We start from the raw sequence: 12911 nt of genomic DNA, 5'->3' as shown, positions 1-12911 counted from the left end.
CTTTTTATAGTAATTGGTGTTTTAACGGATGTTCGGGATGGATGGCACCAGCTATGACATACCCTTCCCTTTCCTCATCAAAATGGAAGGAAGAGACGATGCTTTCCCCTTTTAATTGTTGAATCCGCTTGCCGTTTCCGGCTGGAATAAAGGTGTGATAGTTATCCCATTCTTTTATAAGCGTTTCTTCTATTTTATCTAATACCCGCTTGTTATCGATGGGATCATGGACGCTCACTGTGATGGATGGAAAAGCTTCTGGTATGAAATCACCATTAAGCAGGTCCATCTTATTATAAACGGTAAGCATCGGCAGGTGATCCGCTTCCAAATCCCCTAACAACTTCAGGACCGTTCGTTCATGCTGTTCGTGATCAGGATGAGAAGCGTCAACCATGTGAAGGATGAAGTCCGCTTCTGTCACTTCCTCTAATGTAGACCGGAAAGCAGCAATCAGAGTAGTTGGTAAATCCTGAATAAACCCGACCGTATCGGTTAAAAGCACCTGGAGGCCTGATGGAAGCTGTAACTGCCGTGTCAATGGATCCAATGTTGCGAATAAAAGGTTTTCTTCAAATGAATCACTTTCGGTTACACGGTTGAAAAACGTCGACTTCCCAGCATTGGTGTAACCTACGATCGCCACTTGAAAAGCCTTATTTTCTTTTCGTCGTTTTCGGTACTGCTCTCGCTGCTTTACCACCGCGGATAACCGTTTTTTAATATCGTCAATGCGCCTGCGTATGTGTCGACGGTCACTTTCAAGTTTTGTTTCACCTGGACCCCTTGTCCCGATTCCGCCGCCAAGACGGGATAATTCAGTCCCCTGTCCGGCAAGCCTTGGTAGCAAATACTGCAGCTGTGCCAGCTCTACCTGCAGTTTACCTTCTTTCGTTTTTGCCCGTTGAGCGAAAATATCCAATATGAGCTGGCTTCGATCGATGACCCGAACTCCCAATCGGTCTGTTATATTCCTTAGCTGCCCAGGGGAAAGTTCCTCATTAAAGATGACAAGGTCCACATTATTCTCTTCTGCATAATCTTTAATTTCTTCTAATTTTCCTTCTCCTAAGTAAGTGGCAGGATGAACCCGGTCCCTTTTCTGGACGAAGATATGCTGAACCGCGCCATCAGCTGTTTCTGTGAGCGATTGCAGCTCTTCCAGCGAGGATTGGAACCGTTTATCATCCTGCCCGGTTTGCGCTCTTGCTACAAGTAATACTTGTTCTCTTTCTGGCATTATTTCTACCTCTTTCCATGGTCGGTATCTCTTATCATCATATCAAAAGAAAAGAGTGAAGGATAATAATTATCCTCCCCCAACCTCTTCGAATATAATATCTTTAGCTTCTATTGTCATTAGTACCTCTTTATTGATGGTGGAGCATCGCATCATTCGGATAGCATGTTTGCGGATGGCATCTTCAATGATATTACGCACATAGCGGCCATTTGAAAAATTATAGGGAGACCGCTGGAGCAACGAATGAAAATGTTGTTTCAATTTCCATTGGGCTTCATTGGACAATTTATAATCTTTCAGTTCTGCCATGTCGTGTGCTATTTCCAGCAACTCACCTGGTGTATAGTCAGGAAACTCAAGAGTAATAGGGAAGCGGGACTTCAACCCGGGATTCAAAGTCAGAAACCTGCTCATTTCACGTGGGTATCCTGCCAGAATCAAAATAAATTCACTATGATGATCTTCCATACACTTCACAATCGTATCTACCGCTTCTTTTCCGAAATCTTTTTCCCCACCACGCGCCAGAGAATAGGCTTCGTCAATGAACAGAACACCGCCGAGCGATTTTTTTATCAAATCTTTCGTCTTCTTCGCGGTATGGCCGATATACTCGCCTACCAGATCACTTCGGTCCGCTTCGATAAAATGCCCTTTCGATAACAGGTTCATATCATAAAAAATCTTTGCCAGTGCGCGTGCGACGGTTGTTTTCCCTGTGCCGGGATTCCCTTTAAACATCATATGGAGCACTTGATTTTCAGTAGTCAGCCCCACTTGTCTGCGTTTTTCCTTAACAAGAACTTGTGCATAGATCTCTTTTACCTTTTCACGCAGACGATCCATTCCGATGAAAGCATCCAAATGATCTTCAATAAGCTGAAACGGGTCCGTTTCACCACTCTCCACAGGGGCAAGTGCTGCCCTGTCGGAATTATCTTCTTTCCGGTCTTTTAATATAATGTTGATTTTACCTTGTTGGTTATGGGTCAGTTGGGAACTCATAAGATCACCCCTCATTCCCTAACACTATACGTATGACAGCCAAAATGTGTGACAAACGCCCAGGCGCATTGAAAAACGGATGCCGGAAGCATCCGTTTTACTGCTCATTATTCTTTATCTAGAGAAACGTTTTTGGTTGGAGCGAAAGTAGAAATTGCATGTTTAAAAATAAGCTGCTGCTTCCCATCCGTTTCCAGGAGAACTGTAAAATTATCAAATGATTTGACAGTTCCTCTTAATTGGAACCCATTGAGTAGAAAGACGGTTACCTGAACGCGTTCTTTTCTTAGTTGGTTTAAAAAGGTGTCTTGAATATTGACGGATTGAGCCATGAATCTTCCTCCTCTTTTCTATCTATATTACAACTAATTCTATGTCTGTTCGATCATTCCTGCTAAATCACGCAAAATAATTTCAAACTTTTCCTGGTAATTGTGTTCGGTTACGGAATACCAGCGTACATCCATTTTATTGCGGAAATACGTATATTGTCTTTTCGCATAACGGCGCGAATTGCGCTTCAATAATTCCACCGCCTGTTCCAGGTCGTACTCTCCCTTAAAATAAGGAATAAATTCTTTATATCCTATCGCCCGCATGGATTGCACGTCTTCAAGGTCCAAATCATACAGGTCCTGAACTTCTTCCAGCAGCCCTTCCTCCATCATGATGTCGACGCGATGATTGATTCTCTCGTAAAGCAGCTCACGATCCATTTCTAAACCAATAAGGATCGGATGGTAAGGGGATTCAACCGACTGGTTCTTTTGGTACTCTGACATAGTCATCCCTGTGCTTTCATAGATTTCCAGGGCACGAATCAGTCTTCTCTCGTTATTGGGATGTATTTTTTCCGCCTGCTCAGGGTCGATCTCAATCAACTGTTGATAGAGTGCCTGTTTTCCTTTTATCTCAAGCTCAGTTTCTAAGCGCTCTGTTACTTCCCTGTTTCGCTTTTGCTCTGAAAAATTAAAATCGTAAAGCACTGATTGAATATAAAGACCTGTCCCTCCCACAATTACAGGAAGCTTTCCCCTGGAGGAAATATCCTCAATCGCCTCTGTAACCCTTTCTTTAAATTCCGCGACCGAAAAGGAATCCTCCGGCTCCTTAATATCGATCATATGATGCGGGATTCCTTCCATTTCTTTCGGAGTCACTTTTGCTGTGCCGATGTCCATGCTTCGATAGATTTGCATGGAATCGCCACTGATGACTTCACCATTGAATCGTTTGGCTATTTCTATTCCAAGTTTAGTTTTTCCTACTGCTGTCGGTCCGACTACCGATACAACCACAGGCTTCATATAGTTATCCACCTTTCATTCACAAACCTGATTATACAAACATTATACACGACAATGCCCAAAGCAACTAATCGCGGAAATGCAAGGGTTTCCACGTCCTTATAACGGATTTAGTTAGTTAAAAATTAACGGATTCCGTTAGGTGTGTGTAATCGTTTTCTTAATCCACAGCTAACTATACCCGTTAACGCGCGGGTAACGAATTACGTTATCTGCAGCAAACAGATGTCCCTATGCTTGCTATCATGGTAAAATTAGCGGTAGGAGGGTTGCCTGATGGTCACAGCGGAACGCATTCGATTTTTACGCATCCACCATAATTGGACACAAAAAAAACTATCCGAAGAAGTCGGAGAGTCCTCTCAGGTTATCTCTAACTGGGAGCGCGGCTATACGACTCCAAGCCTGGAGAATATCGTAGCACTTGCGGACGCACTTGATTGTACGACAGATTATTTATTGGGGAAAAGCGATCAACCATTTGATATTCTTAAAAAAATAAACGACGTGCTGGAAGATAAAGGGATCGAGGAAACGGATTTGTTTTATGTATATGTATGGGAGGAACTGAGTCGGGAAGAAATTATTCAAATTCTGAATTTCTTCCAGTTCATCAGACAATCCCACAAATAACCTGAGAAGCTGCATAACCTTCCGTAATAAAAAGTAAGTCGCTCGCGCTCCCCTATTGTCGGTGTGCTAACTTATATTTGAAGAGTACGGCTTTGATCAGCTGATAGACGATACGATGCTGTGCCAGTAACTGTGCACTGACAAGACGCTCATATCGCGTCAATTCCTGTTCCGCCTCTTCTAAGTTTTCTTCATTAATGACGTTGTCAAAACGAACCACTCCATCCTGGAGAATAATCAAGTTCATCCCGATAAAACGGTGCTTGTTATCGATAAAATAATCGTAGTCCATATTATCATTTTTAAAATAGTCACTGACATAAACGACCAGCAATTGGAAAGCTACATCGTTGATAGTATGGAGTTCAGGATTTTCATCCGCTTCCCGTCTGGCGATATGGTAGGATTGTTTGATTAAATTCTCCAGACCAATTCGCCATTCATCCAGTTGCTCCACTCCCCTACTGATGGAAGCGTAGGTTTTTTCGTTGCCTTGATAGTAAGCATTGGCTGCCTCAAATAACTTAGTGATAGCTCCCCGTCTTTGTTTTTCATCATAAAAGTCATTAGTCTCCCAGAGAGTTTCTCCATTGTTCTTTAGGTTTAGCTGTAATACCATCGTATCCCTCCTTAATCCACCATCCCATTCTAGCATAAATAAACTGAAGAACGATATCGCTCTCCAGTTTCTCTTATGTTTACATCACCCGTTTGAACATTTTTTCCATTTCATATTCGGAAAAATGAACGATAATCGGCCGGCCGTGAGGACAGGTGAACGGGTCAGTCGATTTCCTTAGATCTTCAAGCAGCTGAAACATATCATTATGGTTCAAATAATGGTTGGCTTTGATCGACCGTTTACAAGACATTAATGTTGCTGCGTCTTCACGAATTTTTTTAATGTTAATCCGTTCTTCACTCATAATCTGTTCCACCATTTCTTCAATCACTTCGACTTCGAAGCCTTTCGGGAACCAAATGGGGTGAGATCTGATAATATAGCTATTCTCACCGAATGCTTCAAAAAAGATTCCCACCTGCATTAATTCTTCATGATATTCTTCGATTCTCAGCGCTTCCTGCTTGGAGAAATCAAATGTAAGCGGCACAAGAAGCTCCTGCACCTCATTTTCTACTTCTCCCAGCTTTTCCGTGTAAAACTCGTATTTGATCCGTTCCTGAGCTGCGTGCTGATCGACAATATACAGGCCCTGTTCGTTTTGAGCTAATATATAGGTACCATGCAGTTGGCCAATCGGATACATCGCAGGTACTCTTTCGGCATCGGTTTTTTCCTGGACAACTGTAGCTTCCTTAGGGTCTTCCTTGACCATTTCTTTGATGACTTCGTTTTGCTTTTCCTGATAATGATTCTGCTCATGATCATCGACTTCCCTCTTTTCATCAGTCTGATAGGAGGGAGTATCAAGCAAATGGTCCATGGATTTTTTCCTCTGCTCGTGTGCATCTTGTTCCCGTTCTTCATAGAAGTGAAATGCCGGCTGTGTCGTGTGTATTTTTTTAACCGGCTTTTTCTGTTCCGGCGCCTCTGGTATCAAGGTTTCTTTTCTGAAAGTAGATTGTATTGTCGTTTTGACCAGTTCGAAAAGCTCCTGTTCTTTACTGAACCGGACTTCCAGCTTTGCCGGATGAACATTAACGTCTACAAGAATCGGGTCCATCTCCACATTCAACACGACAAGCGGGTTCCTCCCAATCGGAAGAAGTGTATGATACCCTTGCATCACTGCTTTATTTAATGTGATATTACGAATATACCTTCCATTAATGATGGTTGAAATATAGTTCCTTGAGGCACGGGTCACCTCTGGCTTAGCAATATAACCCGATACTTTGAAATCTTTCGTTTCTCCTACGACTGGAACCATTTTTCTCGCTGTCCCCATCCCGTAAATCTGCGCGATAACCTGCAATAAATCTCCCCGTCCGGAGGTATGGAAGAGCTGTTTGCCATTGTGTGAGCATGAAAATTTCACCTCAGGATGAGCCAGTGCCATCCTGTTTAGTACATCAGTGATATGGCCAAGCTCGGTATGGATTGTTTTCATATACTTCAAGCGGGCAGGCGTGTTGAAAAATATATCATTGACGATGATTTCCGTGCCTTTACGTGCATCACTTTTCGATTTATTGGTCAGTTTTCCACCTTCCAGCTCGAGCCTGGTACCTGCTTCATTTCCAGTCGAAGTCTGAATGGATAAACGGCTGACAGCGGCTATACTCGCTAAAGCCTCTCCCCGGAACCCGAGTGTCCTGACATGGAATAGGTCATTCTCATTCTGAATCTTACTCGTCGCATGACGGAAGAAAGCATGCTCACAATCTTCCTCTGCCATGCCATCCCCATCATCGGTTATTTTAATTTGTTGTAGTCCAGCTTCCAGTAGTTCTACTTTAATTGATTTACTATTTGCATCGATACTGTTCTCAACTAGTTCTTTGATGACAGAGGCCGGACGTTCAACTACTTCACCAGCTGCGATTTTATTCGCTAAGTGGTCCGGCATCAATTTGATTTTTCCCATGCCCCTCCCCCTTTGTTTATCGTTTAATTTGCTTTTGCAATTGATAGAGCTGGTTCATCGCTTCCATTGGCGTCATTTCCATCAAGTCCATATTTGCCAGCTGATCAAGCAATTTACTTTCTGTTCTGGTGCTTTTCCCAGGTTTCTCTTCCCGTACTTCTTCAAAAAAAGTCAATTGCTGCTCATCTAACGCTTCTGTAGTGTTTTCTTTTTTAGTCCCTGTTTCATATTCTTTCAACAGGTCTGTCGCTCTCGAAATCAATGAATCTGGCAACTCTGCCAGTTTCGCTACATGAATACCGTAGCTTTCATCCGCTGCCCCTCTTTGAATCTGATGGAGAAAGACGACATTTCCTTGATACTCTTCAGCACGTACATGAATATTCTGGAGTCGGTCCAAGCTTTCTTCCAGTTCGGTCAGTTCATGATAATGGGTGGAAAAGAGCGTTTTTGCTTTGATTTCTTCATGAATATGCTCGACGATCGCCTGAGCAAGTGCCATCCCATCATAGGTGCTGGTACCTCTGCCGATTTCATCAAGAAGTATCATGCTGTTTTCGGTGGCATTCGCCAGCGCATGCTTCGCCTCCAGCATTTCTACCATAAACGTACTTTGTCCGGAAACGAGGTCATCGGCGGCTCCTATTCTAGTAAATATTTGATCAAAGATTGGAAGGTTTGCCTGCTCGCACGGTACAAAACAGCCGACCTGTGCCATTATGGCAGTTAAAGCGAGCTGTCTCATATATGTGCTTTTCCCTGACATATTCGGCCCGGTAATCACCAGGATATCGGTATCATCATCCATAAAGACATCATTTGGCACAAAAGAAGCGCCCTTCATCACCTTTTCCACTACTGGATGCCTTCCTTGTTTTATGTCAATCAGCCGTTGTTCATTGAAGCCCGGCTGGATATAGCCATTTTTCTCGGAAACGGATGCAAAACCTTGCAGCACATCAATTTTGCTGATTTGTCCAGCTAGCTTTTGTAAGTCTTCAATGTATTGCTTTACTTTTTCCCTCAAGGTTAAGAAGAGCTCATACTCCAGTTCGACACTTTTGTCCTGAGCTTCTAAAATCAATGTTTCCTTTTCTTTCAGCTCCGGTGTAATGTAGCGCTCCGCATTTGTCAGTGTCTGCTTACGCTCATATTTTCCTTCCGGCAATAAATGAAGGTTGGCTTTGGTCACCTCGATATAATAACCGAAGACGCGATTATATCCAACTTTCAGGGATTTAATCTTTGTTTCTTCCCGTTCCCTTCGTTCCAGTTCAGCGATCCACTGCTTCCCATTCTTGGCAGCGTCGCGATATTCATCCAGTTGGCTGTTGAAATCATCTTTAATGATCCCGCCTTCTTTAATCGTGACTGGAGGGTCTTCGTGGATACTTTCATCTAATAATTGATATAAATCTGTCAGCGGATCGATGGATTCATGCAGTCGGCTGATTTCTGTATGGGAAAACTTTTCGAGTGTTTCTTTAATCGCTGGTATTTTACCTAACGACTGTTTTAATTGTAAAAGATCCCGCGCATTCACATTCCCAAAGGAAATACGCCCTGATAGTCTTTCCAAATCGTAAACAGATTTCAACTGTTCCCGCAGCTCTTCCCGCTCAAAGAATTGATCAAGGAAACCCGACACCTGTTGGTGACGTACCTCGATTTCTCTCCTGTCTAAAAGCGGTCTTTCGAGCCATTTTTTTAATTGACGAGCTCCCATGGAAGTGACTGTATCATCGACTACCCATAATAAGCTGCCTGTCTTCCCTTGTTTTCTTAATGTTTCCATCAATTCAAGATTCCGTTTGGAATACATGTCGAGGTTCATATGCTGTTTTAATTCGATTTTTTGTACCGGCTGCAAGTGGTCCAGGGACCGTTTTTGGGTATGTTGAATGTAATTGAGCAGCCTGCCAAAGCCGATTTTATATTTCTCCTGTTGGATATCTTCCAGTAAGGAGGAAAATGGTTCTTCAATGGTTACATCATCCTGATAAGAAATCGTATAAGCTAAACGCTCCTTTAAATCCTGCTGACAAAATTCAGGCAGGTCAGAGGCAATGACGACTTCTTTGACAGGGCGGTTATATAACTCACTGACCACTGCTCCCCATCCATCCGTAATAAGAGCGATGCTATTTTCTCCGGTGGTAAGATCATTGTAGGCCACTGTGTAGCTGCCATCGTCAAAGCTGGTTAGGCTTGCCAGGTAATTATTCTCTTTTTCATCCAGCATGTTCCCTTCCATAACTGTGCCAGGAGTAATCAATTGGACAACTTCCCGTTTGACTACTCCCTTAGCTGCTTTCGGGTCTTCCACTTGTTCACAGATTGCAACTTTATAACCCTTTTCTATCAAGTTCTTTATGTAGTTAGCCGCCGAATGGTAAGGAACCCCGCACATTGGGATCCGTTCATTCCCGCCATCTCGGCTGGTCAAAGTGATCTCCAATTCTCTTGCCGCTTCTAAGGCATCATCAAAAAACATTTCATAAAAATCACCAAGTCGAAAAAATAAGAAAGCGTCTTTATGCTGTGCTTTGATTGTCAAGTACTGCTGCATCATCGGTGTGTATTGCGCCATTTGCTATCCCCCAAAACGTTCTATAGTCACTTTCATTATTATAGCATAGATGAAAACCTTCCTTGAAAGGTTGTGTTCAGATCCCTAAAAATGATTCCGTTAATCCCATCTTGATTGCTCCAGTTAAGCTCCCTTTTGCTGAAGGCTCAGTATCAAGATATGTTGTTTCCGTTATGGTAGTAACGGTTTGGAGATCCGGGAAAATTACTCGCTTTCCATGGGCGTACGGTGAGCTTCCTCAGGCTTCGCCTTGCGGGATCTCCCCATGTACTATTCTCCCATAGGAGTCTCGCAATTTCCCGGACCTCCTTGTGATGAGAGAAACGGAAACATCGTTATGAAGTCCTTCAACCAAAGGGATAGCTATTTTTAAAAACGTGCTTGTAACTATTGATTGTAGAAGACAGTCTCACCTATAACAGGGGTTCTTTTCTCCCATCCTTCAGATGGGTTGGTTGGGAAACTGCGAGACTCCCGCGGGAGAAGGAGCCAGGCGAGACCCCACAGGGAGTGAAAACGACCGAGGAGGCTTGCCGGTTCCCCCGCAGGAAAGCGAGTAGTTTCCCGGCCAACCCTGACGCTATTATGGTAAAGAACCCTCACTATCTTGAAACTGAGTCTTCCACAATTCGGCACTTTTGTTGAATAAACCTTTCAAAAAAGTTTAATAAAGCAAACAAAAAGATAATCCCCGCTTTTGTTAGCAAGGATTATCTAAATGGGGTTATTCCTCTTCTTTTCTTCCGAGAAAATCCGGGTCGATCTCTGAAAAATCATCATCGGATAAGTCACCAAAATCAAAGTCATGATCGTGCTTACATCCCTTTGGATTGACACGGACACAAAGCTTCGTTTCCCCAATTACATCCACGAAGAATTCCCGCTCTACTTCAACCGAAATCTTCTGACCGTTGCTAGTGATGTTGGCTTCCAGGCAGTTCGGTTGTTGTGTCGCTCTTGCAAAGACTTCCAAGTCATCGTCAATGCAATTTTCGTCTTTGATGTACAGCGGGACATGATCGCAATAGTGGACTCTCTCTGTTACGACTTCCGTCTTGGTATTATCATTGTACGAAAACCAGACGTTTGCATCGTAGTGGCCACTTACTTCCACATGCTCCCCTTTTTTCTTGGCGTGATAGACATGATTGATCACCCAGCAGCCCAGGATACTTGATGGACGGTGGGGTGGAGAAATCATGTGTGTCGATTGCGTGAATTTCTTCCCTTTGCCACAAACAGCCTTCGTGATGATCTCACGGTACTCTTGGTCAAAGAATGACATCTCACCTAAAACCTCCCTTTATCATACACAACATCCTATGCTTGAATTGGGCGAAATGTGCACATGCCTTTCCCTTCAAGAAGGATTTGTATAAGGTTTTAGTTCATTCTATGCAAGAGCCTAGATAATTGTACGAAAAAAAACGCTGAAGGACATAATTCTCCTTCAGCGCAAGGAAAAAAATTAGTGGCCGCAGGCTGAATTGTCAGCTTTAGTGCCTGTTTCTCCTTTGAGCACATCTCCTCCGGTGGAACGGATAACTTCATTAGTCACTTCACGGGCAATGGTATTCGTTACCATTTGTAGAACATCGTTAATGACTACCTGAGAACTTTTGAACTCTTCTACTACTGGAATAGCGTCCAATTCTTCCTGGAGCCGGTCAATTTCTTTTTCTACCTTTTTCTGGGCTTCTGTTTTACCATAAGCCTGGAAATTGACGGCCTGCTTTTGTAACGCTTTGATCCTGGAGATATTTTCTTGCACTTTTTTATTTTCATTTATTTTTGCTTCCAGTTGTTTAAAACGATCGATCTCTTCGATATTGGCCATCATCTTAGCCAATTTCTGTGCTTCTTCTAATACTTGTTTCCGTGTATATTCAGCCATTTCTACTTCACCTCTGCTGCTTCTTCGACCATTTCTCCATCAAGAGACCATGTCTTTGCATTATTTATTTTCACTTTCACAATTTCACCGATTGCGGATTTTGGCCCTTTGAAATTGACCAATTTATTTCTTTCAGTGTACCCGGCAAGTACGTCAGCGTTTTTCTTACTTTCCCCTTCTACCAGTACATCAACAATTTCACCTTCGTATTTCTTCATAGCTTCTGCTGACTGTTCATTGACCAGTTTATTCAAACGCTGCAGGCGTTCTTTCTTCACTTCCATCGGTACATTGTCCTTCATACGCGCTGCAGGGGTACCTTCTCTTGGAGAGTAAATAAACGTGTAAGCAGATTCAAAACCGACCTCTTCCACGAGGGTTAGTGTTTCTTCAAACTGCTCTTCCGTTTCATTCGGGAAGCCGACAATGATGTCTGTTGTCAGCGTCGCATTTGGCATCGCTGTACGAATCTTATCTACGAGTTCCAAGTAGCTATCCCGGGTATATTTCCTAGCCATGATTTTCAGGACATCTGAGCTTCCTGACTGGACAGGAAGGTGGATATGATCCAGCAAATTTCCGCCTTGTGCCAAAACTTCAATTAAACGATCATCAAAGTCACGCGGGTGGGATGTCGTAAACCGCACACGTGGAATATCTATTTTATGAATTTCATTCATCAGGTCGCCCAGTCCATATTCGAAATCTAAATCTTTGCCATAGGCATTGACGTTTTGACCGAGAAGTGTAATTTCTTTATAGCCTTGTGCTGCCAAGTGTCTAACTTCCTGGATAATATCCTCTGGCAGACGGCTTCTCTCTTTACCTCGTGTATAAGGGACAATGCAATACGTACAGAACTTGTCGCAGCCATACATGATATTGACCCATGCCTTAATTTTCCCTTTCCGGGAACGAGGAAGATTTTCAATGATATCGCCTTCCTTGGACCATACTTCAACTACCATTTCTTTCCCATACATGGCTTCTTTGACAAGCTGTGGCAGCCGGTGAATATTATGGGTTCCAAAGATAAGGTCGACGAACTGGTGCTTTTTCAGGATACGGTTTACGACCGACTCTTCCTGGGACATACAGCCACAGACACCGATGATCAGATCAGGATTTTCGGTTTTCAACGGTTTCAAATGACCGATTTCCCCAAATACTTTATTTTCGGCATTCTCCCTGATCGCGCAAGTATTCAATAATATGATATCGGCTTCTTTTGTTTCATTAGTGGAAACGTAGCCCATCTGTTCCAGGATGCCGGCCATGACTTCTGTATCATGTTCATTCATTTGGCAGCCATAAGTACGGATCATGAATTTCTTGCCTTTACCAAGGCCGATCATTTCTTCCGGTATATTAAAATCATAATGAACTTCGACGTCTTCCTTGCCCCGCTTTTTGGCATCTTTCAAGGAAGGGGGCTGGTAGCTTGTTTCAAAATATTTGATAAAGTCTTCACTTTTCTTATCCTTAATTCGTTTCAGGTTATCCTGGTCGGATTTTACGTCCGCTGGATTCACTTCACGAATTTGACTCATCTGTTTACGCTGTTGTTCATTCATCAACAGTGCTCCTTTCGCATAACATATCTAACTTTCTCATTATATCAACTTTGATAGCAAATTTTAAGAGCAGAAGCCGAAGAATACCATAAAGGAAGGCTGATCAGCATATGTGA

The 12911-nt window shown here is 43.0% G+C and carries 11 protein-coding genes; 1 reads left to right on the top strand and 10 read right to left on the bottom strand.

Annotation, left to right across the window (positions count from 1 at the left end):
• Positions 1-4: 4 nt before the first annotated feature.
• The 4 genes from hflX to miaA form a co-directional block, all read right to left on the bottom strand.
• Positions 5-1240: a GTPase HflX gene (gene hflX / locus FHS45_RS05410; RefSeq protein WP_062445922.1), complete on the bottom strand. Its 1236-nt coding sequence runs from the start codon at positions 1238-1240 to the stop codon at positions 5-7.
• A gap of 69 nt (positions 1241-1309) precedes the next feature.
• Entirely contained in the window at positions 1310-2248 is a 939-nt protein-coding gene (locus FHS45_RS05405; RefSeq protein WP_062445921.1) for an AAA family ATPase, read from the bottom strand.
• A 107-nt stretch (positions 2249-2355) separates the two neighbouring features.
• Entirely contained in the window at positions 2356-2580 is a 225-nt protein-coding gene (gene hfq, locus FHS45_RS05400) for an RNA chaperone Hfq (protein WP_062445920.1), read from the bottom strand.
• A gap of 39 nt (positions 2581-2619) precedes the next feature.
• Positions 2620-3555 carry a tRNA (adenosine(37)-N6)-dimethylallyltransferase MiaA gene (miaA, locus tag FHS45_RS05395; RefSeq protein WP_062445919.1) on the bottom strand — a complete coding sequence of 312 codons (936 nt, stop codon included), beginning with the start codon at positions 3553-3555 and terminating at the stop codon, positions 2620-2622.
• 276 nt (positions 3556-3831) lie between these two features.
• Here miaA and FHS45_RS05390 point away from each other — a divergent pair, with 276 nt between their 5' ends.
• On the top strand, positions 3832-4188 hold the full coding sequence (locus FHS45_RS05390) for a helix-turn-helix domain-containing protein (RefSeq protein WP_062445918.1): 357 nt from the start codon (positions 3832-3834) through the stop codon (positions 4186-4188).
• A 52-nt stretch (positions 4189-4240) separates the two neighbouring features.
• On the opposite strand, the gene FHS45_RS05385 is transcribed toward FHS45_RS05390, so the two are convergent.
• The 6 genes from FHS45_RS05385 to miaB form a co-directional block, all read right to left on the bottom strand.
• On the bottom strand, positions 4241-4807 hold the full coding sequence (locus FHS45_RS05385) for a hypothetical protein (protein ID WP_062445917.1): 567 nt from the start codon (positions 4805-4807) through the stop codon (positions 4241-4243).
• 79 nt (positions 4808-4886) lie between these two features.
• Complete coding sequence (mutL, locus tag FHS45_RS05380) at positions 4887-6737, bottom strand: DNA mismatch repair endonuclease MutL (protein WP_166761363.1); 1851 nt, start codon at positions 6735-6737, stop codon at positions 4887-4889.
• A 16-nt stretch (positions 6738-6753) separates the two neighbouring features.
• Positions 6754-9327, bottom strand: a complete 2574-nt coding sequence (gene mutS / locus FHS45_RS05375) for a DNA mismatch repair protein MutS (RefSeq protein ID WP_062445915.1) — start codon at positions 9325-9327, stop codon at positions 6754-6756.
• Between the two features lie 724 nt (positions 9328-10051).
• Positions 10052-10612: an outer spore coat protein CotE gene (locus FHS45_RS05370; protein WP_062445914.1), complete on the bottom strand. Its 561-nt coding sequence runs from the start codon at positions 10610-10612 to the stop codon at positions 10052-10054.
• Between the two features lie 183 nt (positions 10613-10795).
• Positions 10796-11221, bottom strand: coding sequence for a YlbF/YmcA family competence regulator (locus FHS45_RS05365; protein WP_062445913.1), 426 nt, complete (start codon positions 11219-11221; stop codon positions 10796-10798).
• Between the two features lie 2 nt (positions 11222-11223).
• Positions 11224-12795, bottom strand: a complete 1572-nt coding sequence (gene miaB, locus FHS45_RS05360) for a tRNA (N6-isopentenyl adenosine(37)-C2)-methylthiotransferase MiaB (RefSeq protein WP_062445912.1) — start codon at positions 12793-12795, stop codon at positions 11224-11226.
• Positions 12796-12911: the final 116 nt, after the last annotated feature.

The organism is Thalassobacillus devorans (assembly GCF_011761345.1).
In the GTDB taxonomy this organism is placed as follows: domain Bacteria; phylum Bacillota; class Bacilli; order Bacillales; family Halobacillaceae; genus Thalassobacillus; species Thalassobacillus devorans.
This window is presented reverse-complemented; position numbering and strand designations above follow the sequence as displayed.

What these genes read in the sequence shown, in the direction of transcription:
- miaB (WP_062445912.1), bottom strand. Translation starts at nt 12,795, where the DNA reads ATGAATGAACAACAGCGTAAACAGATGAGTCAAATTCGTGAAGTGAAT.
- miaA (WP_062445919.1), bottom strand. Translation starts at nt 3,555, where the DNA reads ATGAAGCCTGTGGTTGTATCGGTAGTCGGACCGACAGCAGTAGGAAAA.
- FHS45_RS05405 (WP_062445921.1), bottom strand. Translation starts at nt 2,248, where the DNA reads ATGAGTTCCCAACTGACCCATAACCAACAAGGTAAAATCAACATTATA.
- FHS45_RS05365 (WP_062445913.1), bottom strand. Translation starts at nt 11,221, where the DNA reads ATGGCTGAATATACACGGAAACAAGTATTAGAAGAAGCACAGAAATTG.
- hfq (WP_062445920.1), bottom strand. Translation starts at nt 2,580, where the DNA reads ATGGCTCAATCCGTCAATATTCAAGACACCTTTTTAAACCAACTAAGA.
- mutL (WP_166761363.1), bottom strand. Translation starts at nt 6,737, where the DNA reads ATGGGAAAAATCAAATTGATGCCGGACCACTTAGCGAATAAAATCGCA.
- FHS45_RS05370 (WP_062445914.1), bottom strand. Translation starts at nt 10,612, where the DNA reads ATGTCATTCTTTGACCAAGAGTACCGTGAGATCATCACGAAGGCTGTT.
- hflX (WP_062445922.1), bottom strand. Translation starts at nt 1,240, where the DNA reads ATGCCAGAAAGAGAACAAGTATTACTTGTAGCAAGAGCGCAAACCGGG.
- FHS45_RS05385 (WP_062445917.1), bottom strand. Translation starts at nt 4,807, where the DNA reads ATGGTATTACAGCTAAACCTAAAGAACAATGGAGAAACTCTCTGGGAG.
- FHS45_RS05390 (WP_062445918.1), top strand. Translation starts at nt 3,832, where the DNA reads ATGGTCACAGCGGAACGCATTCGATTTTTACGCATCCACCATAATTGG.
- mutS (WP_062445915.1), bottom strand. Translation starts at nt 9,327, where the DNA reads ATGGCGCAATACACACCGATGATGCAGCAGTACTTGACAATCAAAGCA.